General features: G+C 70.8%; 23 protein-coding genes and 1 pseudogene. 11 read left to right on the top strand and 13 right to left on the bottom strand.

Annotated elements, in window-relative coordinates:
* Positions 1-11: 11 nt before the first annotated feature.
* Complete coding sequence (locus IE278_RS22265; protein WP_189774945.1) at positions 12-542, top strand: CpaB family protein; 531 nt, start codon at positions 12-14, stop codon at positions 540-542.
* Between the two features lie 189 nt (positions 543-731).
* Complete coding sequence (locus IE278_RS22260; protein ID WP_373312054.1) at positions 732-1,160, top strand: large conductance mechanosensitive channel protein MscL; 429 nt, start codon at positions 732-734, stop codon at positions 1,158-1,160.
* A gap of 121 nt (positions 1,161-1,281) precedes the next feature.
* Here the strand turns inward: IE278_RS22260 and IE278_RS22255 are convergent, their stop codons facing one another.
* Positions 1,282-1,464 (bottom strand): hypothetical protein, encoded by a 183-nt coding sequence (locus IE278_RS22255; RefSeq protein WP_189774941.1) that lies wholly within the window; start codon positions 1,462-1,464, stop codon positions 1,282-1,284.
* Between the two features lie 86 nt (positions 1,465-1,550).
* On the opposite strand from IE278_RS22255, the gene IE278_RS22250 reads away from it, so the two are divergent.
* The 3 genes from IE278_RS22250 to IE278_RS22240 all read left to right on the top strand — a co-directional run bounded on the left by IE278_RS22250 (position 1,551) and on the right by IE278_RS22240 (position 4,935).
* Entirely contained in the window at positions 1,551-2,579 is a 1,029-nt protein-coding gene (locus IE278_RS22250; protein ID WP_189774938.1) for a P1 family peptidase, read from the top strand.
* Between the two features lie 249 nt (positions 2,580-2,828).
* The gene (locus IE278_RS22245) at positions 2,829-4,031 is read left to right on the top strand and encodes a L,D-transpeptidase (RefSeq protein ID WP_189774936.1); all 1,203 of its coding nucleotides are present in this window, start codon (positions 2,829-2,831) and stop codon (positions 4,029-4,031) included.
* A 157-nt stretch (positions 4,032-4,188) separates the two neighbouring features.
* Positions 4,189-4,935 carry a DUF6227 family protein gene (locus tag IE278_RS22240; protein ID WP_189774934.1) on the top strand — a complete coding sequence of 249 codons (747 nt, stop codon included), beginning with the start codon at positions 4,189-4,191 and terminating at the stop codon, positions 4,933-4,935.
* A gap of 173 nt (positions 4,936-5,108) precedes the next feature.
* Here the strand turns inward: IE278_RS22240 and IE278_RS22235 are convergent, their stop codons facing one another.
* From IE278_RS22235 to IE278_RS22220, 4 genes are all read right to left on the bottom strand, one after another.
* Positions 5,109-7,292 carry a PTS fructose transporter subunit IIABC gene (locus IE278_RS22235; protein WP_189774932.1) on the bottom strand — a complete coding sequence of 728 codons (2,184 nt, stop codon included), beginning with the start codon at positions 7,290-7,292 and terminating at the stop codon, positions 5,109-5,111.
* Positions 7,293-7,440: 148 nt separating this feature from the next.
* Positions 7,441-8,388, bottom strand: coding sequence for a 1-phosphofructokinase (gene pfkB, locus IE278_RS22230; protein WP_189774930.1), 948 nt, complete (start codon positions 8,386-8,388; stop codon positions 7,441-7,443).
* Entirely contained in the window at positions 8,385-9,149 is a 765-nt protein-coding gene (locus IE278_RS22225; protein WP_189774928.1) for a DeoR/GlpR family DNA-binding transcription regulator, read from the bottom strand. Before IE278_RS22225 ends, pfkB begins: the two co-directional genes overlap by 4 nt.
* Positions 9,150-9,304: 155 nt before the next feature.
* The gene (locus IE278_RS22220) at positions 9,305-10,963 is read right to left on the bottom strand and encodes a DHA2 family efflux MFS transporter permease subunit (protein ID WP_189774926.1); all 1,659 of its coding nucleotides are present in this window, start codon (positions 10,961-10,963) and stop codon (positions 9,305-9,307) included.
* A gap of 169 nt (positions 10,964-11,132) precedes the next feature.
* Here IE278_RS22220 and IE278_RS22215 point away from each other — a divergent pair, with 169 nt between their 5' ends.
* A complete protein-coding gene (locus tag IE278_RS22215) occupies positions 11,133-12,098 on the top strand; it encodes a helix-turn-helix transcriptional regulator (protein ID WP_189774924.1) in 966 nt (321 codons plus the stop codon).
* A 732-nt stretch (positions 12,099-12,830) separates the two neighbouring features.
* Here the strand turns inward: IE278_RS22215 and IE278_RS22210 are convergent.
* Positions 12,831-13,829: a sigma-70 family RNA polymerase sigma factor gene (locus IE278_RS22210; protein ID WP_189774922.1), complete on the bottom strand. Its 999-nt coding sequence runs from the start codon at positions 13,827-13,829 to the stop codon at positions 12,831-12,833.
* Positions 13,830-14,007: 178 nt separating this feature from the next.
* Between IE278_RS22210 and IE278_RS22205 the strand changes: the two genes are divergently transcribed.
* A complete protein-coding gene (locus IE278_RS22205; protein ID WP_189774920.1) occupies positions 14,008-14,526 on the top strand; it encodes a GNAT family N-acetyltransferase in 519 nt (172 codons plus the stop codon).
* A gap of 66 nt (positions 14,527-14,592) precedes the next feature.
* Here IE278_RS22205 and IE278_RS22200 read toward each other — a convergent pair whose 3' ends face one another.
* The gene (locus IE278_RS22200; protein WP_189774917.1) at positions 14,593-15,378 is read right to left on the bottom strand and encodes a dioxygenase family protein; all 786 of its coding nucleotides are present in this window, start codon (positions 15,376-15,378) and stop codon (positions 14,593-14,595) included.
* Between the two features lie 107 nt (positions 15,379-15,485).
* On the opposite strand from IE278_RS22200, the gene IE278_RS22195 reads away from it, so the two are divergent.
* The gene (locus IE278_RS22195; protein WP_189774916.1) at positions 15,486-15,989 is read left to right on the top strand and encodes a MarR family winged helix-turn-helix transcriptional regulator; all 504 of its coding nucleotides are present in this window, start codon (positions 15,486-15,488) and stop codon (positions 15,987-15,989) included.
* Positions 15,990-16,372: 383 nt separating this feature from the next.
* Here the strand turns inward: IE278_RS22195 and IE278_RS22190 are convergent, their stop codons facing one another.
* The 3 genes from IE278_RS22190 to IE278_RS22185 form a co-directional block, all read right to left on the bottom strand.
* On the bottom strand, positions 16,373-17,911 hold the full coding sequence (locus tag IE278_RS22190; RefSeq protein WP_189774914.1) for an MFS transporter: 1,539 nt from the start codon (positions 17,909-17,911) through the stop codon (positions 16,373-16,375).
* Between the two features lie 305 nt (positions 17,912-18,216).
* On the bottom strand, positions 18,217-18,348 hold the full coding sequence (locus tag IE278_RS42965; RefSeq protein ID WP_281403187.1) for a hypothetical protein: 132 nt from the start codon (positions 18,346-18,348) through the stop codon (positions 18,217-18,219).
* Positions 18,345-18,989, bottom strand: a complete 645-nt coding sequence (locus tag IE278_RS22185) for a TetR/AcrR family transcriptional regulator (RefSeq protein ID WP_189774912.1) — start codon at positions 18,987-18,989, stop codon at positions 18,345-18,347. The genes IE278_RS42965 and IE278_RS22185 overlap by 4 nt, the downstream gene beginning before the upstream one ends.
* A 294-nt stretch (positions 18,990-19,283) precedes the next feature.
* Between IE278_RS22185 and IE278_RS22180 the strand changes: the two genes are divergently transcribed.
* From IE278_RS22180 to IE278_RS22170, 3 genes are all read left to right on the top strand, one after another.
* Entirely contained in the window at positions 19,284-20,576 is a 1,293-nt protein-coding gene (locus tag IE278_RS22180; protein ID WP_189774910.1) for a M6 family metalloprotease domain-containing protein, read from the top strand.
* Between the two features lie 201 nt (positions 20,577-20,777).
* The gene (locus IE278_RS22175) at positions 20,778-22,445 is read left to right on the top strand and encodes an IclR family transcriptional regulator domain-containing protein (RefSeq protein ID WP_246570521.1); all 1,668 of its coding nucleotides are present in this window, start codon (positions 20,778-20,780) and stop codon (positions 22,443-22,445) included.
* A gap of 49 nt (positions 22,446-22,494) precedes the next feature.
* Entirely contained in the window at positions 22,495-23,163 is a 669-nt protein-coding gene (locus tag IE278_RS22170; protein WP_189774908.1) for a Type 1 glutamine amidotransferase-like domain-containing protein, read from the top strand.
* Between the two features lie 327 nt (positions 23,164-23,490).
* Here the strand turns inward: IE278_RS22170 and IE278_RS22165 are convergent, their stop codons facing one another.
* From IE278_RS22165 to IE278_RS22155, 3 genes and pseudogenes are all read right to left on the bottom strand, one after another.
* Positions 23,491-24,189: a ScbR family autoregulator-binding transcription factor gene (locus IE278_RS22165; RefSeq protein ID WP_246570519.1), complete on the bottom strand. Its 699-nt coding sequence runs from the start codon at positions 24,187-24,189 to the stop codon at positions 23,491-23,493.
* A gap of 69 nt (positions 24,190-24,258) precedes the next feature.
* Entirely contained in the window at positions 24,259-25,578 is a 1,320-nt protein-coding gene (locus tag IE278_RS22160) for a cytochrome P450 family protein (protein ID WP_189774906.1), read from the bottom strand.
* A gap of 467 nt (positions 25,579-26,045) precedes the next feature.
* A pseudogene (locus tag IE278_RS22155) lies at positions 26,046-26,717 on the bottom strand (ScbR family autoregulator-binding transcription factor); the annotation flags it as partial.
* Positions 26,718-26,887 lie beyond the last annotated feature (170 nt).

Below are 26,887 nucleotides of genomic sequence, written 5' to 3'. Positions count from 1 at the left end.
CGGTGGTACCCGTGTCGCAGCTGTCCTCCTTCCCGCGTCCATTGGGCACGGACGTTCCCGGCACGTGCCAGGTGCCGCACTTCGCTCCTGTACGGGTGCGCGGCGGGCGGTATCAGCTGCGGCGGCTGGTCCGGTATCGACGGCGGGCCGTGGCGGCGGGACTGGCGGTGACGGCGGCGGCCCTCGTCGCGGCCGGACCGAGGGATGTGGCGGCGCGGGGCGCGGGGCCGCCCCGCCCGGTGGTCGACTCCGTGCGGGAGCGGCGGCCGGTCGAGATGGTGACGGCGCCTGTGCGCATCGCCGACGGCGCGACCGTGCGGCTGCTCAGGCCCGGTGATCGGGTGGACGTGGTCGCGGCCGGGCAGTCGGCGGCGGGCGACGCGCGGGTGGTGGCCCGCGGGGTGCGGGTGACGAAGGTGCCGGAGTCCCCGGACAGCGTGTCCGAGGGTGGTGCGCTGGTCGTTCTGTCCGTCCCCAGGAGGACTGCCGCACGGCTGGCCGGGGCAGGCGTGACCTCGCGACTGGCGGTGACCTTGTGCTGAGCATGATCAGGCGGTGGGCGGCTCGGCTGTCAAGTCGCTCGTTGGAGTCAGGGAATTGGACAGGGCCGCCGCACCCTGACGTAGGTTGCGGAGCTGTTCATTCCACAATCTGTGCAACCGAGAAGGGTCCCCCTGGTGAGCGAGAAGAAGAAGGACCCGAGCATCTGGGACGGCTTCAAGGCCTTCCTGATGCGCGGGAACGTCGTCGACCTGGCTGTCGCGGTGGTCATCGGCGCTGCCTTCACCAACATCGTCAACTCCGTGGTGAAGGGCGTGATCAACCCGCTGGTCGGCGCCTTCGGCACCAAGGACCTCGACAAGTACAGCTCGTGCCTGAAGGACCCCTGCAACTTCGACGAGGCGACGGGGACCGCGACCAGCGGCATTCCCATCATGTGGGGCACCGTCCTCAGCGCGACGCTGACCTTCGTGATCACGGCCGCAGTCGTCTACTTCCTGATGGTGCTGCCGATGTCCAAGTACCTCGCCCGGCAGGCGGCCCGCCAGAAGGCGAAGGAGAACACGCAAGAGGTGATCGAGGTCACCGAGCTGGCAGTCCTGAAGGAGATCCGCGACGCCCTGGTGGCCCAGCGCGGCACCGGACCCAGCGAGCACTAGGGGCGGCGGTCCGGGCGGCGTTCCTGGCGGGGTGCCGGGCGGTGTTCCAGGGGGCGGCCGACGCGGTCCGGCCCGGACGCGGGGTGGTTGGCGGCCGGCCGGGACGCCGGCGCCGGCGGGGTCAGATGTGGTGGGGCGGCTTCTCGTCCAGGAAGCGGGCCAGGTCCGCGGCGCCGTCGGCGGGCGGCCTCTCCCCCCACCCGCGGTCCGTGTCGTCCGCGGACGGCCGGCTCAGCGGGTCGTCGAAGACCAGCGCGGCCTTGGGCTCACGCGGTTCGGGGGTGGACGCTCCGGCTTCACTCATACCTTCAGGGTACGCGCAGGCGAACGTGGGGCCGGGCGTCCGCCGAGGTCTCCTCTCCGGGTGGGGGCGGGGTCGACACTGGGCGCATGACTGTTGACGCTCTGACCGATGTGACCGGGCTGCGTGTGGGGCATGCCACGCGGATCGGCGACGGCCGCCTCACCGGAACCACGGTGGTCCTGGCCCCCGAGGGTGGTGCGGTCGCCGCCGTGGACGTGCGCGGCGGCGGACCCGGTACCAAGGAGACCGACGCGCTCGACCCGCGCAACGTGGTGCGCACGGTCGAGGCGATCGTGCTGACCGGCGGCAGCGCGTTCGGGCTGGACTCGGCGACGGGCGTGATGGCCTGGCTGGAGGAGCGGGGGCGCGGGGTGCGGGTCGGCCCCGATCCGCACCATGTCGTGCCGGTCGTGCCGGCGGCCTGCGTCTTCGACCTGGGCAGGGGCGGCGACTTCCGGGCCCGGCCGGACGCGGCGGCGGGCCGCGAGGCGGTGGAGGCCGCGGCGGCGAGCGAGGAGGGCGCGCCCGTACGGGAGGGGTGCGTGGGCGCCGGGACCGGGGCGGCCGTCGGAATGATGAAGGGCGGGGTCGGCACGGCGAGTGCCGTTCTCGCATCGGGGGTCACGGTGGCGGCGCTCGTCGTGGCGAACGCGGCGGGCTCGGTGCTGGAGCCGGAGACGGGGGCGCTGTACGGGGAGTTGGTCCAGGGGCGGCTGAGCTGTCCGGCCGCGGAGGTGCACCGGGCGGCCCGGGCGCGGCTGGCGGAGTCCGCGGCGAAGAACTCGGTCCCTCCGCTCAACACCACGCTGGCGGTGGTGGCCACGGACGCCGACCTGTCGAAGGCGCAGGCCCAGAAGATGGCGGGCACGGCACACGACGGCATCGCGCGGGCCGTCCGGCCGGTGCATCTGCTGCACGACGGGGACACGGTGTTCGCGCTCGCCACGGGGGCGCGCCCCCTCGCCGCCGAGGACCCCCTCGCCCTGAACGACATCCTCGCCGCGGGCGCGGACCTGGTGACGCGCGCGATCGTGCGGGCGGTACGGGCCGCCGAGTCGGTGGAAGGGCCTGGCGGAGTGTGGCTGTCGCACGGGGAGTTGTACGGGAGGGGGTAGGGGAGGGTGGGGGCGGGGGGGGCGGGCCCCCGGGAGGGCGGGCAGGGGCCCGTGGGTAAGTGGGGTGGTCGGAGCCGGGATTGTCCCGACTCTGTCACGTGATGGTGTTCCGGGCCGGCTGTGGGAACCCGGGCTGTCGGAGATTCCCTCCTTGTTCATGGATCTTCTGTTCGTGGATTTCCTCTTCGCGGATTTCCTGTTCATGGTCCGGAGCAAGTCGTCCCGCCCCACAAGGATTTGGAGCAGCCCGTGACTACGCCCGACACAGCAGCGAGGCGCACGCTGGTGGCCTGTGCCGCCCTGATGGTCGGCGCCCTGACTCTCACCGCCTGCGGCAGCGACGCCAAGGCCGACAACAAGGCCGGTGGGTCCTCCTCCGGAGTGGAGATCGTGATCTCCGCGAAGGACGGTTCGGCGGGGGCGTCGATCAACTCGACCGGTGTGAAGGTCAGCGACGGCAAGTTGACCGACGTGAAGATGACCGAGTCGGCGACCGGAGCCGAGGTAGCGGGGTCGGTCGCGCAGGACGGGAAGAGCTGGAAGCCCGGGAAGCGGCTTGAGCGGGGGACCAAGTACCGGATAGCGGCGACCGCCGAGGGCGAGAGCGGAAAGACCGCGAAGGCCGCTTCCACCTTCACCACCGTCTCCACGGACAACAGCTTCATCGGGACGTACACACCCGACGGCGGGGCGAAGGTCGGCGTCGGGATGCCGGTGTCCTTCACCTTCGACAAGGCGATCACCGACAAGAAGGACGTCGAGTCGCACATCGAGGTCACGTCCAGCAGCGGGCAGAAGGTGGTCGGGCACTGGTTCGGGGCGCAGCGGCTGGACTTCCGGCCCAAGGAGTACTGGAAGGCCGGCTCCAAGGTCACGACGAAGGTCGACCTGGACGGGGTCGAGGGCGCGAACGGCGTCTACGGGGTGCAGGACAAGACGTTCACGTTCACGGTGGGGCGTTCGCAGGTGTCCACCGTCGACGCCGACACGCAGACCATGAAGGTCGTGCGGGACGGGCGGACCGTGAAGACGGTCCCGATCTCGGCGGGCAGCGCGGACAACAGCACGTACAACGGGCAGATGGTGATATCCGAGAAGTTCCGGCAGACGCGGATGAACGGGTCGACGGTCGGCTACGGCGGTGAGTACGACATCGCGGACGTGCCGAACGCGATGCGGCTGACGACCTCGGGGACCTTCATCCACGGCAACTACTGGTACGACAAGGGCAATCCGCCGTTCGGGAGGCAGGGCACCAGTCATGGCTGCGTCGGCCTCGCGGATGTGCAGGGCGCCGGGAGCGACACGAACGCCAAGTGGTTCTTCGACAACTCGCTCGTCGGGGACGTCGTGACCGTCCAGAACTCCCCCGACAAGACGGTCTCGCCGGAGAACGGGCTCAACGGCTGGAACATGGCCTGGAGTGCATGGACCGCCGGAAGTGCCCTCTGACCTAAGGGTTTTGTGGTTTTCGCGGGCCGCGCGGGAACTCCTCCCGTCGCCACGGCGTTTTCTGTGTGTACGTTTTCTCGGTTCCCGGACATGATGTCCGACCGAGGGGCTACGGTATGCACCCACAAGGTGACATGCAGCAACGCCGGGAGAAGCCTTGAGCGTTCCGTACGAGACGGCAGCGTACGAGCCACCCGAGTCGCCCGAGTCTCCGGAGGAGCATCTCGCGCGACTCCTCGGTCGCGCCCTGAACTCCTTCGAGCTGCCGGACGACACGATAGGGCGGCTCGACCGAGCGCTGGCTCACGACAGTTCACTGCACTCCGCGCACCACAGCGCGGGGCTGCACCGCGAAACGTATCGTCATACGTGGCTGCTGGCCGATGGGAGCGCGCTCACGCTCTGGGAGCTGGTCCACAACACCACGCCGGGCCGTGACACCCAGCACGAGGTCTACGAGGACGAGGAAGAGCTGCGTACGGCGACCGCGCGCCTGCCGTTGCCGGTGGACACCCCCGACTTCGAACTGCCGCTGCTGGTACGGCTGTCGGCCATTCCGGAACCGCTGCACGCCTACGTTCCCGACGACTCGGCGGACCACGGCCGGCGGCTGCTGCGGCGCGCCGAGAACGCGGACCGGCCGGGCGAGGACATGGCCGAGCTGCTGCGCAGGGCGTTCGCGCACCAGATCACCCAGGCCTTCGGACGGCCGTGCCGGGCCGGCCGGAGGGGGCTGTGCTTCTCGCTCTACGAGCACGCGTTCCTGCTGCGGGACGGCCGTGAGCTGTCCCTGTGGGAGGTCGAGCACACGGCGACGCCCGACGGGCGGCACATGTGCGAGGTGTACGCGTCGGAGGAGGACGCCCGGGCGGCCATGGAGCGACGGGCGGCCAACCTGCGCTGACGGTCGCCCGCCGACGCCGGGCGACCGACAACTGGCGCCCGACCGCCGGTAACTGACGGCTGGCAACTGGCTGTCTGCGGCCGGCAGGTACGTACGGATGTAGGCGGAGACGGCCGTGGCCCGGGAGTGTGTCCCGGGCCACGGCCGTGTGCCGGTCGTCCTGCGGCCTGTGCTTACGCCGCCACCGGCTCCTTCGGCTGCGGCGCCGTCGCGGCCTCGGCTGACTTCTTCGTACCGCCGTCGGGAGCCTGCTTGCGCATGCCCTTCAGGATGATGACCAGGCCGGCCGTGACCGCCGTGCCGACCGCGATGGCCAGCAGGTAGAGGAACGGCTTGCCGATCAGGAAGGTGACCCAGATACCGCCGTGCGGGGCGCGCAGGGTCGAGCCGAACGCCATGGTCAGTGCGCCGGTGACCGCGCCGCCCGCCATCGAGGCGGGGATGACCCGCAGCGGGTCGGCGGCGGCGAACGGGATGGCGCCCTCGGAGATGAAGGACGCGCCGAGGACCCAGGCGGCCTTGCCGTTCTCCTGCTCGGCCGGGGTGAAGAGCTTCTTGCGGATGGTGGTCGCCAGCGCCATGCCGAGCGGCGGGACCATGCCCGCGGCCATCACGGCCGCCATGATCTTCATCGCGGAGTCGCTGGGGTCCTGCACGGCGATACCGGCCGTGGCGAAGGCGTAGGCGACCTTGTTGACCGGGCCGCCCAGGTCGAAGCACATCATCAGGCCGAGCAGGACGCCGAGCAGCACCGCGTTCGTGCCGGAGAGGCCGCTGAGCCAGTCCGTCATCGCCTTCTGGGCCTCGGCGATGGGCTTGCCGATCACGATCAGCATCAGGAAGCCGACCACGATGGACGAGATCAGCGGGATCACGACCACCGGCATGATGCCGCGCAGCACCGGCGGGATCCTGACCCGCTGGATGGCGAGGACCACCGCACCGGCCAGCAGACCGGCGACCAGACCGCCGAGGAACCCGGCGTTGATGTTGACCGAGATCATGCCGCCGACGAAGCCCGGTACGAGGCCCGGCCGGTCGGCCATCCCGTAGGCGATGTAGCCGGCGAGGACGGGGATCAGGAAGCCGAAGGCGACGCCGCCGATCTGGAACAGCAGTGCGCCCCAGCTGTCGACCTGGCCCCAGTCGAAGACCTCGGTGACCGGCTTGGCCTCGTTGATCTGGTAGCCGCCGATCGCGAACCCGAGCGCGATGAGCAGACCGCCCGCGGCCACGAAGGGGACCATGTAACTCACGCCGGTCATCAGCCACTTGCGGAGTTTGGTGCCGTAGCCGTCGCCGGGGTCGCCCGCCCGGTCCACCGGGGTGCCGCCGGGCTGGGCGGCCGAGGTGGACTCACCGCGCTCGGCCCTGCCGCGTACATCGGCGATCAGTTCTGCGGGCTTGCTGATGCCCGCCTTCACACCGACGTCCACGGTCGGCTTGCCGGCGAACCGGTCCTTCTCCCGTACGGGCACGTCGTGCGCGAAGATCACGCCGTCCGCCGCTGCGATGACGGCGGGGTCGAGCCGGGTGAAGCCGGCCGATCCCTGTGTCTCGACGACGATCTCGACGTCACCGGCCTCGCGGCCCGCGTTCTCCAGCGACTCGGCCGCCATGTAGGTGTGCGCGATACCGGTGGGGCAGGAGGTGACGGCGACGATCCGGAACGGCTGCCGAGCGCCGCCCCCGGCTGCGGGGTCGGGCTCGGTCCCGGGAGCGCCCACGGCGTCGGTCCCGGGCCCGGCAGCGGTGGCCGTAGAGGTAGCGGCTGCGGATCGGGATCCCGATCCCGATCCGGATCCCGATCCGGCGACTGCCGTCGTGGGCTGGGCGACGGCCGCGGGTTCGTCGGTGGCTTCGGGTCGGGCTCCGGCACCGGCACCGGCGTCGGGTCCGGCTCCGGCCTCGGGGGTCTCCTCCCCGCGGATGAGCGCCGCCGCGGATGCCGCGTCGTCCGCCGACCGCAGCGCGGACGTGAACTCGGCGTTCATCAACTGGCGGGCCAGCGACGACAGGATCGTGAGGTGGGCGTCGTCCGCACCGGCCGGAGCGGCGATCAGGAAGATCAGGTCGGCGGGGCCGTCCGGCGCGCCGAAGTCGACCCCGGCCGCGCTGCGCCCGAAGGCCAGGGTCGGCTCGGTGACGTGCTCGCTGCGGCAGTGCGGGATGCCGATGCCGCCGTCGAGACCGGTCGGCATCTGGGCCTCGCGGGCGGCGACATCGGCGAGGAATCCGTCCAGGTCGGTCACCCGCCCCAGAGACACCATGCGCTCGGCGAGGGCACGCGCCGCCGCTTCCTTCGTATCGGCGGACAGGTCGAGATCGACCAGGTCCGCGGTGATCATCTCGCTCATCGCGGGCTCCTTCGCTCGCGTATCGCCCGGGGAGAGTGGTGGGCGAGGGTGGGGACGGGGACGGGGACGGGGGTTACTGCGGCTGCTGGGACTACTGCGGTTACTGGGACTACTGCGGTTACCGCTGCGGGGTGGGTCGATGGGGTGCTCATGACGCCGGCTCCGTCAGTACGCGGTCGACCGGGATCTCCGCGGTGACCGTCACCGCGCCCGGGTCGAGGTTCGCCGGGCTCGGCATCACGCTGCCCGGCAGTTGGACGGCCGCCGCTCCGTGCGCCACGGCGGAGGCGAGCGCGCCGGGCCCGCTGCCGCCCGCGATGAGGAAACCGGCGAGGGAGGAGTCGCCCGCTCCCACATTGCTGCGTACGACGTCCACGCGGGCGCTCGCGAACCACGTACCCTCCTCGGCGACGAGCAACTGCCCGTCGGCGCCGAGGGAGGCCAGTACGGCCCGCGCGCCCAACTCCCGCAGTTCTTCGGCGGCCTTGACCGCGTCGCCCACCGTGGCGAGCGGGCGGCCGACCGCCTCGGCGAGTTCCTCGACGTTCGGCTTGACGACGTCGGGCCTTTCCCGCAGGGCCGCGAGCAGCGCGGGCCCCGAGGTGTCCAGCGCGATCCGGGCGCCCGCCCGGTGAGCCCGGGCGACCAGTTCCGCGTACCAGGAGGGTGCGAGGCCGCGGGGCAGGCTGCCGCAGCAGGCGATCCAGTCGGCGTCGCGGGACTGCTCGCGCACGGTCTCGAGGAGCGCTTCCTCCTCGGCGGAGGTGAGTTCGGGCCCGGGTGCGTTGATCTTCGTGAGGACGCCGTCCGCCTCGGCGAGCGCGATGTTCGAGCGGGTCGCGCCGGCGACGGGGACCGGTGCGACCTCGATGCCCTGTGCGTCGAGCAGGTCGGCGACGAGCGCGCCGGGGGCGCCGCCGAGCGGCAGGACGGCGACGGTGCGCCGGCCCGCCGCGGCGACGGCCCGCGAGACGTTGACGCCCTTGCCGCCCGGGTCCATGCGCTCCCCGGTGGCCCGGATGACCTCACCGCGGTCGAGCGCGGGGACCTCGTACGTACGGTCCAGGGACGGGTTCGGGGTGACGGTGAGGATCATGCGCGCACTACTTCCGTGCCGCCGACCCGCTCGATGGCGGTGGCGTCTTCGGGGCTCAGCCCGCTGTCGGTGATCAGGAGGTCCACCTCGTCGAGGCCGCCGAAGCGCGCGAAGTGCTCCTGGCCGTGTTTCGCGGAGTCGGCGAGCAGCACCACGCGGCGGGCCGCGGCGAGGGCGGCGCGTTTCACGGCGGCTTCGGCGAGGTCGGGCGTGGTCAGGCCGTGTTCGGCGGAGAAGCCGTTCGCGGCGAGGAAGACCACGTCCGCGCGGATCTCGCCGTATGCCCGCAGCGCCCAGGCGTCGACCGCCGCGCGGGTACGGTGCCGGACCCGGCCGCCGATGAGGTGGAGCTGGACGCCGGGGTGGTCGGCGAGGCGGGCGGCGATGGGGAGGCTGTGCGTCACGACGGTGAGCGAGGCCTCCAGCGGGAGGGCTCCGGCGAGGCGGGCGACGGTCGTGCCCGCGTCGAGGATCATCGTGCCCTCTGCGGGCAGTTCCGCGAGGGCCGCCTTGGCGATGCGGTCCTTCTCGTCCGCGGCGGTGGTCTCGCGCTCGGCGAGGTCGGGCTCGAAGTCGAGCCGCCCGGCCGGTATGGCGCCGCCGTGCACGCGGCGCAGGAGGCCCGCCCGGTCCAGAGCCTTGAGGTCCCGCCGGATCGTCTCGGCGGTGACCTGGAACTCCTCGGCCAGCGATACGACGTCGACGCGTCCACCGTCACGTGCGAGCCGGAGAATCTCCTGCTGCCGCTCAGGTGCGTACATGCCCGTTCGCCTCCACTCTGTGCCCGAACCTGTGGTTTCACTCGCAGGCTACGCCCGGGTTTCGTGAAAGTAAACAGGTTCGGGCACGGAGGTGGGCATGAACGGACATCGGGAGGGAGCGAGTGAGTCAGGGAGGGAGAGAGTGAGGGCGGCGCTCAGCCGACCAGTTCCGGCTCCGGATCCTGCATCGGCTCCGGGTCCTGCTTCGGCTCCGGGTCCTGCTTCGGCTTCGGCTCCTGGTCCTGCTTCGGCTCCTGCTCCGGCTGCTGCTCCTTGGCGGGCGGGGTGGCCGTGAGTGGGGCCTCCGCTCCTTCCACGTGCTGCGCCGGGCGCTTCGGGAGGGCGAACATCAGGAGGAAGATGACCGTCATCACGACGGCGACCCAGACCAGCGCGTGCTGGAAGGCGTCGACGAAGGCGGGGCCGACCTCCGGCGGGGTCAGCCGGTCGGACATCGCGCCGAAGAAGACGACGGAGACCAGGGCGAGGCCGAGGGCGTTGCCCATCTGCTGGACCGTGTTGATCAGGCCTGACGCCGAACCGGCGTGCTCGCGCGGGACCTCGGAGAGGACCGCGTCCGTCAGCGGGGCGACGATCAGGCCCATGCCCACGCCCATGACGACCAGCGGAAGGGCCATCTGCCAGGAGGCGATGGACAGGCCGTACCGCTCGGACTCCCAGATGTAGAGCAGGACACCGGTGGCCATGGTGAGCGCGCCCGCCTGCAGCACCTTCCGGCCGAAGCGCGGTACCAGCTTCTGCACCGAGAGACCTGCGGCCAGCGACACCGCGATCGAGAACGGTACGCCCGTCAGCCCGGCCCGCAGCGGGCTCCAGCCGAGGCCGGTCTGCATGTAGAGCGTCCAGACCAGGAAGAAGATGCCCAGGCCGATCCCGAAGACGGTCTGCACGGCGATGCCCGCCGCGAAGCTCTTCACCTTGAACAGGGAGAGTTCGACGAGCGGCGAACCGTCACGCGCCGTCTTGTGCTTCTCGTACGCCACCAGCGCGCCGAAGACGACGAGGGAGCCGCCCATCGACACGTATCCCCAGGTCGGCCAGTCCAGCTCGCGGCCGCGGATCAGCGGGTAGAGCAGCATCAGCAGACCGAGGGTGACCAGGGCTACGCCGACCAGGTCGAGCTTGAGGGCGCGCGGGGCCTTGGACTCGGTGATGAACTTCTGACCCAGGATCAGGCCCGCGATGCCGACGGGGAGGTTGATGAGGAAGATCGGCCGCCATTCCAGGCCGAAGAGGTTCCACTCCGTGAGCAGCGCGCCGAAGAGGGGGCCGGAGACCGCGCCCAGGCCCACGATCGCGCCGAACAGGCCGAAGACCTTGCCTCGTTCGTGCGCCGGGAAGGTGGCGTGCACGATCGACAGGACCTGCGGGACCATCAGCGCCGCCATCGCGCCCTGGAGGATCCGGGACGCGACCAGCATGTCCGGGTTCACGGCGAAGCCGCAGAGCGCGGACGCGAGGGTGAAGCCGCCGATGCCGATGAGGAAGAGGCGCTTGCGGCCGTGGATGTCGCCGAGTCGTCCGCCAGTGATCAGGCCCGCGGCGAAGGCGAGCGCGTAGCCGGCCGTGATCCATTGGATCTGGCTGAACGTCGCACCGGCGTCCCGCTGGATCGAGGGGATCGCGATGTTGACGATCGTCACGTCGACCAGGTCCATGAAGGCGGCCGTCATGACGATGGCGAGGGCGTACCAGCGGCGGCGGTCCGTCGGCGCGGTTGCCGTTGCCGAGGGAGTCGTCGACGGGGTGGCCTCCCGGCCGGGGGATTTGGGGGTGCTGCTTGGCGAGGTCATGTTTCGACGGTAGGGGGGATGTAGGTCAGGTCGTGTCCTAGTTCTGGGGCATGCTCGGGGTCGTCGGGAGGGACGGACTGCGCGTCCTCGACCAGTTCGACGAGCCAGCTAAACGGGCTAGTTGGACGGGCTAGTTCGACGAGCCAGTTCGACGAGAGGGAGGAAACCCATGAGTACGGACACTCCGGCGCGGTTGTTGCAGTTGTTGTCTCTTCTTCAGACTCCTCGGGAGTGGCCTGGTGGGGAGCTTTCGGAGCGGCTCGGGGTGTCCCGGCGGACCGTGCGGCGGGATGTCGACCGGCTGCGGGAGCTTGGCTATCCGGTGCAGGCGACCAAGGGCGCGGACGGCGGTTACCGGTTGGTCGCCGGTAAGGCCATGCCTCCGCTGGTTCTCGACGACGAGGAGGCGGTGGCGATCGCGGTGGGCCTGCGGGCCGGTGCGGGACACGCCGTCGAGGGCGTCGACGAGGCCTCGGTCCGGGCACTGGCCAAGCTCGAACAGGTCCTGCCGAGCCGGCTGCGCCACCGCGTCTCCACCTTGCAGGCCGCCACCACTCCCCTGACGACGGGTGACGGCGCCAGCATCGCGCCGGAGACGCTGACCACGATCGCCTCGACGATCGCGGGGCGGGAGCTGCTGCGGTTCGCGTACCGCGCGGGGGACGGGGCGGAGAGCCGGCGCCGGACGGAGCCGTACCGGCTCGTGTCGACCGGCCGCCGCTGGTACCTCGTCGCGTACGACCTCGGCCGCGAGGACTGGCGTACGTTCCGGGTCGACCGGGTGTCCGAGCCGTTCGCGACCGGTGCCCGTTTCCCGCCGCGCGAGCTGCCCACGGGGGACGCGGCCGAGTATCTGCGGCAGTCGATGTACCGGCGGCAGGAGACGTACGAGTTCGACGTGACGTTCGTGGCGCCGGCGGACTTCATCGCGGCACGGCTGCCCGCGTGGCTGGGGGCGCCCGAGCCGATCGACGACCAGCGGTGCCGGTTGCGTGCCTCGACGGGGGACGCGGTGGAGTGGATGGCGGTACGGCTCGCGATGGTGGACTGCGAGTTCACCGTGCACGGGCCGGCGGAACTCGTCTCCTGCGTACGGGACTTGGGGGGACGGCTCAGCCGGGCCGTCAAGAACTAGGGAGGTGGGCGAGTGGCGCGCGGGTGGCGGCCGGGGGCCCGTCCCGGCGAACGGTGTGTCCGTCGGCGCGGTTTGCCTCCGTGACACAATGTGCCGCCTGGGTCACCCCGGGGTTCAGGTTCGGGGTGGCCCAGTTCTCATACGTCGCCCGGGGGCGCCCCCGCGTCGGCGGCGTCGGCGGCGCCAACGTGCGTCGCCGAGTCCGTACGGTCGCGTGACCCCGTAGATGGAGTCGAGCCCCGGCGCCAGGGGGGGAGGCGCCGGAGCTCGACTCTGGAAGAGTCCCGGCACCGGGGGGAGTGCGTCGGGACTCGGCTTTGGGGGGTCCTGGAGTTTGTGCCCCGGGACCGATGTGTTGAAGCGGCTGTAAACGGACTTCTGTACGACCCGGTAAGCGGCTCTGACCAGCCATGCCGTCAGGCATGGCCGACACAGATCTGCTCGTCCGTCCCGCGATAGGCTCGCTTGCCCCCGAAAGGCAAACCCAATCCCCTCGACGAGGACCAGTTTTCCTCAGCCGGAACCAGACCCCGGAGCGGCCCCCGAGCGGGGCGCCGCCGGAGCTCGAAGACGGTCCATCTCCACGGGCCGGGCCCGGTCGCCGGAGGACTCCCGGAGGACTTCCGGGGCTTTCCCCGGCCCCGGAAGCCGGACGGCCGAGGCAGCCGAGGCAGCCGCCGGAGGGCCTGCGCCGCGGCGGCCGGAGGGCCTACGCCGCGGCGGCCGGAGGGCCTACGCCGCGGCGTCGAACCCCGTGGACCGGGCCAGCTTCTTCAGTTCCATCAAGGCGTGCTTCTCGATCTGGCGGATGCGCTCACGGGTGAGGCCGTGCTCCTTGCCGACCTCGGTCAGCGTGCGCTCGCGGCCGTCGTCGATTCCGTACCGCATCTTGATGATCGAGGCGGTGCGCTGGTCGAGGCGGCCTATGAGGTCGTCCAGCTCCTCGCTGCGCAGCAGCGTCAGCACGGACTGCTCGGGCGACACGGCCGAGGTGTCCTCCAGCAGGTCTCCGAACTGGGTGTCGCCCTCGTCGTCCACCGCCATGTTCAGCGAGACCGGGTCGCGGGCCCAGTCGAGGACGTCGATGACGCGCTCCGGCTTGCAGTCCAGCTCCGCCGCGATCTCCGTGGGCTCCGGATCACGGCCGTGCTCGCGGTTGAACTCGCGCTGCACACGGCGGATCCTGCCCAGCTCCTCCACCAGGTGGACGGGGAGCCGGATGGTGCGCGACTGGTCGGCGATGGAGCGTGTGATGGCCTGCCGGATCCACCAGGTCGCGTACGTCGAGAACTTGAAGCCCTTGCGGTAGTCGAACTTCTCGACCGCGCGCACCAGGCCGGCGTTCCCCTCCTGGATCAGGTCCAGCAGCGGGAGGCCGCTGCGGGGGTAGCGCCGCGCTACCGCGACGACCAGGCGGAGGTTCGACTTGATGAAGACGTCCTTGGCCCGCTCGGCCTCGGCGACCAGCGCTTCGAGCTCCTCGCGGGAGGCCTTCACCTTGGTGTCGGTGGCCTCACCTTCGAGCAGCTGCCGCGCGAAGACGCCGGCCTCGATGGTCTGGGACAGCTCGACCTCCTTGGCGGCGTCGAGCAGCGGTGTACGCGCTATCTCGTCGAGATACATGCCGACCAGGTCGCGGTCGGCGATCTCGCCGCCTACGACGCGAACACTGCGTGCCGCGTCGGTCTCGCCGGAGGCGGACTTACGACGGGCGACGGCACGGGTTGCCATGCGTGCTCCCTTGCGATGGTGGGCTTGCGGGTCCTAGTGGTGGCTTCGGTGGCTCGGACACCCTCCCGAGTGCCCTGCTTCCGATGGAAACAACGACTGGAATCCGGACAGAATTCCCAACCCGTCCCTCGATTTTTCTGATCTTGCAGTACCCTGTGCCGCCATAAAAGGAGGCGCGGTGCCGTCGGAACGTACAGAGGTCCAGGTCAGACCCGGAGTCGCAACCGACCTCGGCACCCTCACGGACATCTACAACCACTACGTCCGTGAGACGCCGATCACCTTCGACACGGCGGTCTTCACCCCGGAGGAGCGACGCCCTTGGCTGCTCTCTCACCCTGAAGACGGCCCGCATCGGCTGATGGTTGCCGTGGACGCGGACTCACAGCGGATTCTGGGCTACGCCACATCGAGCGCGTTCCGGCCGAAGCCCGCGTACGAGACGTCCGTGGAGGTGACGGTCTACCTCGCTCCCGGCGCGGGCGGGCGGGGCGTCGGCACGCTGCTCTACAGCGCCCTCTTCGACGCGCTCAAGGGCGAGGACATCCACCGGGCGTACGCGGGGATCGTGCAGCCCAACGAGGCGTCCGTGCGGCTGCACGAGCGGTTCGGCTTCCGGTACCTCGGTACGTACCGGGAAGCGGGCCGGAAGTTCGGCAGGTACTGGGATGTGGCGCGGTACGAGAAGGAACTCTGAGCCCCGTCTGCCGCGCCACTTGCTGACCCCTCCACCGACTCGCCGGTCGATCTGTCAGCCCATCCGTCAGCCGAACTGCACCGAGCGCTTGGCCAGGCCCAGCCAGAAGCCGTCGATCACGGACCGCTGGGATGCCAGGTCGCCTGAGGCGTCCGCCGCTCCCATGGTCACGAACAGCGGGGCGAAGTGCTCCGTGCGCGGGTGGGCCAGTTGCCCGGCCGGGGACTTGTGGAGGAAATCGAGGAGGCTGTCCACGTCCCCCGAGTCGAGCGCCTGGTGGCCCCAGGCGTCGAACTCGGCCGACCAGCCGGGGATGCCGCCCTGGCGGAGCGCGGCGAGGTTGTGGGTGAAGAAGCCGGAGCCGACGATCAGGACGCCCTCGTCGCGCAGGGGAGCCAGCTTGCGGCCGATCTCCATGAGGCGGACGGGGTCCAGCGTGGGCATGGAGATCTGCAGGACCGGGATGTCGGCCTCGGGGAACATCTCCACGAGCGGGACGTACGCGCCGTGGTCCAGGCCGCGGTCCGGGATGTCCTGTACGGGGCTGCCGGGGGCGCGCAGGAGCTTGCGGACGGACTCGGCGAGCGCGGGGGCGCCCGGGGCGTCGTACCGCACCTTGTAGTAGTGCTCGGGGAAGCCCCAGAAGTCGTAGACCAGCGGGACGGGCGTGGTCGCGCCGAGGGCGAGCGGGGCCTCCTCCCAGTGCGCGGAGACCATCAGGATCGCCTTGGGGCGCGGGAGGTCGGCGGACCAGGCGGCGAGCTGGCCGGGCCAGACCGGGTCGTCGGCCAGGGGCGGGGCGCCGTGCGAGAGGTAGAGGGCGGGCATGCGCTCCTCGGTGGCTGCGGACATGGCTGCGGCTCCCTCTCAGATCGCTTTGCTTGAAGTATCAAGCTTTCTGAGGCGGAGCCTACTCCTTACTTGTTTAAGATTCAAGAAGGGGCTCGTACAGTAGGTGTATGAACACGGCATCCGCTGACGAGCCGCGCTGGCTCAGTGACGAGGAACAGCGCACCTGGCGTGCGTTCATGCACGCGACCACGCTTCTCGAGGACCATCTCGACCGCCAGTTGCAGCGTGACGCGGGCATGCCGCACATCTACTACGGGCTGCTCGTACAGCTGGTCGAGGCGCCGCGTCGGCGGTTGCGGATGACGGAGCTGGCGATGCGGGCGAAGATCACACGGTCCCGGCTGTCGCATGCGATCGCCCGGCTGGAGAAGAACGGGTGGGTGCGGCGGGAGGACTGTCCGTCCGACAAGCGGGGGCAGTTCGCCGTCCTGACGGACGAGGGGTACGCCGTTCTCGAGCGGGTTGCTCCCGGGCATGTGGCGGCGGTTCGGCAGGCGCTGTTCGACCGGCTCACGCCCGAGCAGCAGAAGGCCCTCGGCGAGGCGATGCAGCTCATCGCGGAGGGATTGCAGCCGGAGGGGGCGGGGGCGGACCTGCCGTGGCTCCGGTAGGTGGGGGCGGGGAGGGCGCGTGCTTCGTGCGGGCACGCTGTGGCTGGCCGCGCAGTTCCCCGCGCCCCTGATCGGCGTGCTGCCCGTTGCCAGGTGCGGGCGGGTCTGGGTTGCCCGCACAAACAAGGCGGCCCCCGCCTCCCTAGGGGCGCGGGGAACTGCGTGGCCAGCCTCCACCGCCCGCACACACAAAGCGACCCCCACCCCCTAGGGGCGCGGGGAACGGCGCACGTAGTTCTTCATGTACCCACAGATCTGCCCCGGCTCCGTGTTTCGGAGTCGGGGCAGATCGGGGTCGTGCGTACGAAGGCGTCCCCACCCCTGCGTACGCACGAGGTCAGTGGGTGACCCAGTCAGTTCCGGGCCCGCGCACCGCGCAGCGGCTAGTGGGCGATGACCGGCACCTTCAGCTCGTCCTCGGCCCCGTCGACGGACTCGGAGGCCGCGTTCATGTCCACACTGCCCGCGTTGACGAAGGTGAAGACGATCGCCGCGGCGGCGACCAGGATGCCGACCGCGAACCAGATCGCGTTCGTGTACCCGTGCACCTGCGCCTGCAGCTGCACGAGCTGCTGCTGGGACTGCGTGGTGGCGCCGCCGATGTGGTCCTTGACGTACGCGGTCGTGGCCGACGCGGCGATCGTGTTCAGCAGCGCCGTACCGATCGCCCCGCCCACCTGCTGCGAGGTGTTGACCATCGCGGAGGCGACACCGGAGTCACGCGGCTCGACACCGAGCGTGGCCAGGGACATGGCCGGCATGAAGGCCGTACCCATACCGAGGCCGAGCAGCAGCATCGCCGGCAGGAGCAGCGCCGCGTACGAGGAGCCGATCTCCATGCGGGTCAGCAGCAGCATGCCGAGCGCCGCGACCAGGAAGCCGGGGCCCATCAGCAGCCGCGCCGGAACGCGGTTCATCAGCCGGGCGCCGATCTGCGTGGAGCCCGTGATCATGCCCGCGATCATCGGCAGGAAGGCGAAGCCGGTCTTGACCGGCGTGTAGCCCTTCACGATCTGCAGGTAGTAGGTCAGGAAGAGGAACAGACCGAACATCGCGATGATCGCGAGGCCGAGCGAGAGGTAGATACCGCCGCGGTTGCGCTCGGTGATGACGCGCAGGGGCAGCAGCGGGGCCTTGACCTTGGACTCGACGACGACGAAGGCGGCCAGGAGCAGCACCGACGCGACGAACAGACCGATCGTGGTGGAGTCGCTCCAGCCCTCGGACTCGGCACGCGTGAAGCCGTACACGAGCGAGACCAGACCGAGGGTGGACAGGACGACACCCGGGATGTCGAGCGGCGAGCGGTTGCGGCTGCCGACCGGCTCACGGATGACGAAGTACGCACCGGCCGCCGCGACGATCGCGAACGGGATGTTGACGAAGAAGGTCCAGCGCCAGTTCAGGTACTCGGTGAGGAAACCGCCGAGGATGAGGCCGACGGCGCCACCGCCACCGGCGATCGCCCCGTAGATGCCGAACGCCTTGGCGCGCTCCTTGGAGTCGGTGAACATCACCGCGAGCAGCGAGAGCGCGGCGGGCGCGAGCAGCGCGCCGAACGCACCCTGAAGTGCGCGGGAGCCGAGCAGCATCGCCTCGTTGGTGGCGGCACCACCCAGGGCGGACGCGCCGGCGAAGCCGATCAGACCGGCGACGAAGGTGCGCTTGCGGCCCCACAGGTCGGCTATGCGGCCACCGAACAGGAGGAGTCCGCCGAAGGCCAGGGCGTAGGCCGTGATGACCCACTGCCGGTTGCCGTCGGAGATCCCCAGGTCCTGCTGGGCCGAGGGGAGGGCGATGTTCACGATGGTCGCGTCGAGCACGACCATCAGCTGGGCGAGCGCGATGAAGACCAGCGCTTTCCAGCGGTTGGAATCGGGAGCCGGCGCCTTGGCGGCGTTGGCCTGGACTGTTTCAGACATGGGAGTACCCACTTCAGGACTTCGTGGCGAAAAAACGTGACGGAAGGGACGGCTCGTCACCGGTGACGTCTTCGTCGACTTCGTTGTCGACGCCCTCCTCGACGTCCTTGTCGATGACGACCGGTGGCTTGTGGTGTGAGTAGTGACTCTCGAAGTACGCGGATCTGATCGGTCGGTCCGACGGTCGCCCGCCGACCGCCGGCCGGTCACGGTCGCCCGGCCATCGATGACTCGACGGTCAATTCCCGACTGTCGATCGTTCGACGGTCAGTCGCTCGACAGTCAGTCGCTGGACGGCGAGTCGTTCACTCGGCCGGTCGGTTGTCGGTCGGTCGGTTGTCGGTCGGCCGCTCGGTCCGGCGGGCCGGGGCCCGGTCGTGCCGATCGTGCAGGTCGTGCAGGTCGTGCCGGTCGGCCCGGCGGGGCTGGTCGGTCAAGCTCGTCGCAGGTCCTCCATGGTCGCGGCCGCACCGGGCAGTTCGGAGCGGGCGGGTGCCCGTAGCCCGTCCAGGAACAGCTGCAGGTGACGGTGTACGAAGCGGTCCATGTTCGGGCACGCGGTACCGGGCAGCGGCCGGGTGAGCTGACTGATCGCGATCATCAGATCCCCGACGGCGACGTCGGGACGGAGCTGGCCCGCGTTCCGGGCCCGCCCCATGAGGGTCGCGATCAGCTCCTCGACCCGCTCGCGCGAGGCGACCAGGTCCGGATGGTTCGCGTCGAAGGCCTCCGAGAGCATCGGGCACAGGGCGCCGATCCGCTCGTCGGCCGAAGCGTGCACGAACCGGGAGAGTGCCTCGAAGGCGTCACCGGTCTCGGCGAGCATCTGCTCGACCTGTTCCGAGACGCGGTCCATGACCGAGCAGACGACCTCGCGCTGGAGGGCCGCCCGGTCCGGGAAGTTGCGGTACAGCGTGGCGTTGCCGATACCCGCCCGGCGGGCGATCTCGTCGAGCGGCACCTCGGCACCGAACTCGACGAACATCTCTCGTCCGGCGGCGACGATCCGCTCCCGGTTGCGCAGAGCATCGGCCCGCGGGCGGGGCACCTTGCGCTGAGCGACGGTTGCGGTTTCCACGGCGCACTCCTTCGACGTTCTCTCGGTGGTTTCTGCCGCCCGCCCGATCCGGGGAACGTCTCCCCGTTTCACGCGGACACAGGTCTAAACGGGGAGGGGGTCCCCGGTTATTTCCCGATCCCGAAGAGATTCACTGTGACCTGAGTCACACGGGATCGAGGGCTGTTCGCGCCGCCGAATCGGCCGCCTCCCACGATCGGTCTCCTCCAGCGCGCGCCCCCGCATCCGGCGGCACAGGGTGATCGGACAGGGTGCAGCCAGAAACGGCCGGCTGCCTGGAGCGAAGGGCTTCGTATGCAGCCGACCAGCCGCCGGATACGCCCGCGCCGCACCGCAGCCCTCGTCTCGGTCACCGCCCTCACCCTGGCTGTCAGCACCTCCGCCGGGTCCGGACAGCTGACGGCCGGCTCGACCTCGACGGCGGGCCCCGTGGCCCCGGCGGCCGGGACCTCCCCGCTCGGTCCCTGCATGATCAGCGGCCCGGCGGGCGTGCAGATGTCGGAGGGCATCCCCACTCCCCCGGGTTACGCCCGCTCCACCGGCACCGTCCGCGCCCTCAACCTGATGGTCGACTTCTCGGACGCCCCCGGCGAGGGCAAGGCCCTCGACCGCTTCGGTGAGTTCTTCCCGCAGACCACCGACTGGTTCCGCACCAGTTCGTACGGCCGTCTCGACTACCGCCCGCAGGCCCCGATAGGCGACTGGCTGCGGATGCCCAAGCCCTTCAAGGAGTACGGGATAGAACGCGGCGCCCCCTTCGACCCCGGCTACCGCGAGCTGGTCCAGGACATCGTGAGTACCGCCGACCCGAAGGTGAACTTCCAGGACTACGACCTGCTGAACGTCCTGATCACCCCGAACGCCGGCCCCTCCGCCCTCGACACGGTCCTGTCCGTCACCTTCGCGGGCAACACCGAGGCGCCGATCGCCGACGGGGTGCCCGTCGCCAACGCGTCCTTCGTCTACAGCCGCCAGGACGACGGGTCCGGTTCGTACGCCGAGACCGGCTACCGCGTACTCCCCCACGAGAACGGCCATGTCTTCGGACTGCCCGACCTCTACACCCAGGACGGCGGGGGCGCGGTCGGGCACTGGGACATCATGAGCGAGGACTGGGGGGCCGACAACGACCTGCTGGGCTGGCACAAGTGGAAGCTCGGCTGGCTCGACGACTCCCAGGTCGACTGCGCGGCCTCACCCGGTACGACCGAGCATCTGCTGACCCCGCTGACCGAGCCCGGCAAGGGCGGCAAGCTGGTCTTCGTCCCGGTCGACTCGAAGACGGGGTACGCGGTCGAACTGCGTACCCAGGCGGGCAACGACGACTCGGTCTGCAAGACGGGCGTACTGATCTACAAGGTGAGCGCGGACGTCGACACCGGCCACGGCCCGATATCGGTGGTCGACTCCACGAAGGACAGCGGCGGCTGCACCCGCAGCCCGAACGTCCACGCCGAACTCTCCGACGCGCCCTTCTCCCCCGGCCAGTACTTCAAGGACCTGGCATCAGGCATCCGCATCACGATCGCCGGCACAGACCCCAAGGGCAACCACCACGTATACGTAACCCACACCCCCAAGCCTTGAGGGCAGATCTTTCAGGGGCGCGGGGAACGGCGCAGTCTTTAATCCTTTGGGGGCGCGGGGAACGGCGCAATCTTTTGACCCCTTGGGGGCGCGGGGAACGGCGCAAGTTTCCGGGGGCGCGGGAAACGGCGCACCCCCACCGCCCGCACCGCACACACACCCCCATTCATTACCGTGGTCGGCACACCGTAATGGGGAGCCATGCCACCGACCCACCTCACCCGCCCAGAGCCCGACGCAGTCGAACCCGCCGAGGCGGTAGCCCCACTGATGCGCGGCATCACCGTGCTGCACCGCCTCACCGAGGCAGGCGGCACGCAGAGCCTCAGCGGCCTGGAGAAGGCCACCGGCCTCGCCAGATCCACGGTGGACCGCATCGCGGCGACCCTCGCCCGGATGGGATACCTGCGCCTGGACGGCCGCGACGCCGTACTCACCCCCCGCCTGATGGAGCTGGGCAACGCCTACCTCGGCGCCCTCCAGCTCCCCCGCCTGCTGGACACCCGGGCCGACGCCCTCGCGGACGAGCTGGACGAGTCGGTCTCCCTCGCGGTGGCCGACCGGGACGGCATCCGCTTCATCCACCAGGCCACGCGCCGGCGCGCGATGTCCCTGAGTTTCCGTATCGGCGACCTGCTGCCCGCCGAACGGACCGCGCCGGGCCCGCTGTTCGCCACCGAGTGGACGCTGGAGGACTGGGCCCGGTGGCGCGACAGACGGGCGGCGGACCCCCATGACCGCGGATTCCCTGCGGTGCCCCACCGCGAACGCCCCACCCGGGACGCGGAGTTCGAGGAACGGACCCATCAGGCGGGCACCCGCGGCTGGGCCCTCGACGACCAGCTGATCGAGCCGGGCCTGGTCGCCGTCTCGGTGCCCGTACGGGACCGGGGCGGCCACGTCGCCTGTGTGGTGAGCGTGGTGAGCCACACCAGCCGGCACAGCGCGGAGTCCCTGCGGGAGACCATGCTGCCCCGGCTGCGGGCGACCGTACGCGCCATGGAACGCGATCTGCGCGAGGCGCCCGCCCGGCCGCCCGCCGCCCCGGCCGGGCTCGCCACCTGGACCGGTGCCTCGAAACAGGAACTGGGCCGGGAGTTCGTCGAGTCGCTGGCGCGCGGGCTGACCGTGATCACGGCGTTCGGCGAGGGGCGGGCCGAGCTGACGCTCACCGAGGTGGCGCAGGCGACGGGCCTCGCACGGGCGACGGCACGGCGTGCGCTGATCACGTTGGAACACCTGGGCCTCGTCACGGCCCACGGACGGCACTTCACGCTGACGCCCCGCGTCCTGTCGCTCGGCTTCCCGCCCCTCTCCCGTACGACGCTGTCGCAGATCGCGGCGCCGCACCTCGCCGATCTGGCGGGCCGGCTGCACGACTCGGCGTCCCTCGCGGTGCTGGCGGGCGACGAGATCCAGTACACGGCCCGCGTCGCCACGAGCCGCATCATGAGCGTCAACATCACGGTCGGCACCCGGCTGCCCGCGTACGCGACCTCGCTGGGGCGGGTGATGATGGCGGACCTCTCCCCGGCCGGGCGGGCCCCGTTCCTGACCGGCCGCCTGGACACGCTGACCCCGCGCACGGTCACGGACCCGGCAGCGCTCGCGGCCACCCTGGACCGCGTACGGGAGGCCGGATACGCGCTGGTGGACGGCGAGTTGGAGGAGGGGCTGCGGTCGATCGCGGCGCCGGTCCGGGACCGTACGGGGGCCGTCGTGGCTGCTGTGAACGTGGCCATGCACAGTTCTCGGCGGACGGTCGAGCGGTGTGTGGCCGAGGTGCTGCCGGAGCTGTCGGCGACGGCCGCGCTGATCGAGGCGGATCTGCGGGTTGCGGGGCGGTTCACCCGCGTACCCGTCGCCTAGCCGGCGGGGGTTCGTTGCGGGTGGTCGGCGGGCGTGCTTGGGTCGGGTGATGAACCTTTTGTTGACCGCCAGCGGTCTGCGCAACGAGACGCTGCGGGACGCGCTGCGGGACATGCTGGGAAAGCCGTTCGGATCGGCGAACGTCGCGTACGTTCCCACCGCGTCGCTCGCCGAGCCCGGGGACCACGGGTGGTTCGTCGAGGACCTGAACCGCGTACACGGTCTCGGCTGGCGGGAGTTCGACGTCCTGGAGCTGAACGGCCTGCCCCGGCAGACGGTGCTCGACCGGCTGCTCCACGCCGACGTCATCTACGTCTCGGGCGGCAACCACTACCACCTCGCCCGCAGCATCACCGGCAACGGCCTAGCCGACGGCTTCCTGGAGGCGCTGCGGAGCCGGGTCTACGTGGGGTTCAGCGCCGGATCCATGATCTTCAGCCGTCATCTCACCGCGCACTCAGCCGACGTCATCGGCGACACCGCGGACCTCCACGTGCTCGGCGCGACGACCCTGGAACCGCCGTTCGGGCTCTTCGACTGGTACCTCAAGCCCCACCTGTACTCACCGGACTTCCCCGAGCGGGACGACGCCTGGGCCGATCGCATCACCGCGCGGGCGGACTTCCCGCTCTACTTCCTCGACGACGAAACGGCCGTCCGCGTCAGGGACGACAAGGTGGACGTGGTGACCGAAGGCCGCTGGCGCTTCCACCCCTGACGCGACAAGCAACGAAGCGGCGACCCCCGGAAGCCGGGCAACAACGGCCTGATGGCGATGGCTTGACGGGGATGGCTCGTTGTGGCTCATGGGGCGGGCGGGGCCGGCCGTGTCAGGGGCGCGGGGAACGGCGCAATCTTTGACGGAAACCCGGGCCACGCGCTCAGGCGGGTCACCGGCAGGCGGGGGCGCTTTTGGGGGCGCGGGGAACTGCGCAATCTTTGACGGCGACCCGGGCTACGCGGTCTGGCAGGTTACCGGCAGACCGGTGGCCGGGGTCGTTTCAGGGGCGCGGGGAACTGCGCCGTCTTTGAGCGGGCACCCGGGCTACGCGCTCTGCCGGGTAACCGGTCGGTGCAGGGGCGACGCCGCCTCCGGGACCGGAACCCCCTCCCGGCGGCGCCCGGAAGCCACCAGCTCCTTCAGCGCCGGCTCCGCCGCCAGCCGCGGCAACAGCAGCGCCCAGAAGCGCGTCAGCATGGACTGGGACAGCCACTGCGCGTTACGGCTGCCCAGCGCACCGAACCCGATCGTGGCCGCGACCACCGCGTGCGCGGCATCCTGCGGCGCCACGTCCCGCGCCAACGCGCCCTCCCTGGCCGCCTGCACCAGCAGACTCTCGACCCACGCCTGCCAGCGCCGCCGCAGATCCGCACCGGGCGCCACCGGCACGGGACTCTCGCTGAGGTCGAACCCGGCCCGCAGGATCACATCGTGCCGCAGCCCCCGCAGCAGGGCGTGCGTCGTGTCGACCAGCACCTGCAAGGCGCCCCCGCTCCCGGCGGCCTGCCCGCGCGCCGCACCCTCGTGGGTGATCTGGCGCAGCCGTTGCGCCGCCGCCTCCCACACCGCCGCGGTCAGCGCCGCCTTGCTGGCGAAGTGGAAGTGCAGCGCGCCGTTGCTGACACCGGCCCGGTTACTGATCGTGGACAAGGACACGACGTCGAAGCCGTCCTTGCTGAAGAGTTCGGCCGCCGACTCGATCAACGCGTTGCGCGTACGCACCGCTCGCTCCTGCTGGGCCATCAGAACGCTCCGTTGTGACGAGGGCTGCCGGAAAGGCGGTATCACGATAACAAACCGCATGCGCGGTTTCTATAGTGCCTGCGGAGCTGCCGAGAGCAGCACGGGCAGCGAGCCGTAGCCGTTGACGATGAAGGACTCCACGGGTTCGATTCCGTCGACCGGTACCGCCGGGGCCAGTCCGGGAAAGCGCTCGAACAGCGCGGCCACCGCCACCCCCGCCTCGATCCGCGCGAGCGGCGCCCCCAGGCACCGGTGCACCCCGTGCCCGAAGGCCAGGTCCTCGCGCCGGCCCGGCCGCAGCACGTCGAAGACGGCGACGTCGTCCCCGTACGCCTCGGGGTCGCCGGAAGCCGCGGCGAAGGAGACGAGGATGGGATCCCCCTGACGGATCACCACCGCGTCCGACCGGGACTCGGACCCGTTCCCGGACCCGGACCCGGACCCGTCCCCGTCGGACCCGTCCCCGTCCCCGTCCCCGCCCAGCGTGATGTCTTCCACCGCGAACCGCATCGGCGAGTACGCCGCCGGGCTGTGCACCCGCAGCGTCTCGTCCACCACGTCCGCCCAGGTCGCCCGTCCCTCGCGTACGTGGGCCAGTTGGCCAGGGTGCGCGAGCAGCGCGCCGACGGCGTTGGTGATGAGGGTGCAGGTCGTCTCCTGACCCGCGGCGATCATGAGGTAGAGGGTGCCGAGGAGTTCCTGCTCGCTGAGCCCGCCGTCCTGGTCGCGGGCCTCGATCAGCGCGGACGTCAGGTCGCCGCCGGGACGGGCCCGCTTCTCGGCGACGAGCTGCGCCAGCATGCCGAAGACCTCGACCTGCGCGGCGGCCATCTCCACGGCCGGTACCGCCGTGCCGAACACCAACTCCAGCGCGGTGCACAGGGGTTCGCGGGCCTCCTCCGCCACCCCGAACAGTTCGCAGATCACCCGCATGGGCAGCAGCTTGGCGAATTCGGTCCGCAGGTCGATCCGTTCACCGGCCGGGTGGGCGGCCAGCTCGTCGAGCAGCGCGGCCGTGAGTTCCTCGACGCGCGGGCGCAGTGCCTCGCTCCGGCGTGCGGTGAACGCGCCCGCGACCAGCCGCCGCAGCCGGGCGTGGTGCTCCCCGTACGCGAACAGCATGTTCTCGTTGGCGACCCACGGGTACAGCGGCCAGTCGGCGTCTATCCGTCCGTCGACGAAGGCGGGCCAGTGCTGCCGGGCGTCCTTGGACACCCTCGGATCGAGGAGGAGCTGCTTGACGTACTTCTGCCGTACGACCGCCCAGGCGGCCACCTTGCCCGGCAGTTCCACCGCGGCCACCGGCCCTCGCGAGCGCAGTTTCTCGGCCTCCGAGGCAAGGTCGCGTCCCGTCACGTCCAACGCGTACGGGCAAGCGGGCATGTCCATCCGTGCACTCCGTTCGGTAGGTCGTTCACACGCCCCGCCGACACGGGGAGGCGTCTTGCACGGGCAGGCGTCCTACTGGGGCTTCCCGTCGGGGGGCATCGGGGCGGCATGCCGGGGTCTCCCGCCGGGCGCGTCGCGGCCACCCCGGCCGGGGCGTCTCACTGCGCGGCGGTCACGGCCTCCGCGGAAGCCGCCGACACGGTCCGCGACGCCTGTCCGCCCCCGTCCACAACCTCCCCCACGGCCTCACTCCCACCCTCGCGCCGGACCTCACTCCCGGCCTCGCTTCCGGCCTCGCTTCCGGCCTCGCTTCCGGGGCCCGCCTCGGGGGCCGCCCCGGGGGCGCTCTCGGGGTCGAGACCGCCACCGACCCGCTCCACGACCCCAGCGCCCACCTCGCCCCCGACTTCCACCCCGCCCTGGGCCTCCGTCTCAGCCTCTGCCTCTGCCTCTGCCTCCGTCTCGGCCTCTGCTTCCGCCTCGCGCAGCCGCATGGCGTCCACGTAGACGCGGGCCGCCCGTTCCGGCGAGAAGTCCAGCCGTACGAGGATGCCGGGCACCGCGATCGACGGCATCAGATGCCGGTAGAGGTCGGCCACCCGCTCCGCCAGGTCGGCGCGGCCCGTCATGATCCGCGACAGCACCTGGACGCCGGTGAAGGCGCCGACGAACAGCTTGGCCAGCGCGTCCACGTCGGCGTGCGGCAGCACCTCGCCCTTGGCCTTCGCCTCCCGGAAGAGGGCGTGGGTGTGTTCCTGCCAGGCCTGCATGGGCACTCGGCGGTTGAGATGGTCCTTGGGAGAGCCCTGGTCCACGGTCAGCCGGACGCTGCCCTGGACGATCGGGTCCCCGGTGTCCTGCTTGAGCAGATACGCGAGCAGCAGTGCCTCGTCCAGTGACTGCTGGAGTTTCAGCTCCTGTTCGGGCACGCGCGGCAGGGAGTCGACCTGTCCGGCGAGGACCGCCTGGGCGAGCTCCTCCTTGGAGGTGAAGTGGAAGTAGAGGGCGCCTTTGGTCATGCCGGACTTCTTGAGGACGTCCGAGATGGTCGCCGCCTCGTATCCGACCTCGTCGAACACCTGGGCCGCCGCGACGAGAATCGCGCGTCGCGTCCGAATGGCTCGCTCTTGCCGCGCCACGGGGAACCTCCGTACCATCCCGCTCACCGGGAAAAGAGACCAAGAGGTCTGTACCGTACGCCTTCGACCTCAGGGCCTAGAATAAAACCAGCCGAACGGTTTCTCAAGGATCCCTCCAGCCCGGACTGGTTGCGCCCTCGCTGAGCTGCGAGAATGACGCACACCACCTT

The organism is Streptomyces tauricus (assembly GCF_014650955.1).
GTDB lineage: Bacteria > Actinomycetota > Actinomycetes > Streptomycetales > Streptomycetaceae > Streptomyces > Streptomyces tauricus.
Note: the sequence above shows the minus strand (reverse complement) of the source record. Positions and strands in the feature narration are given on the sequence as shown.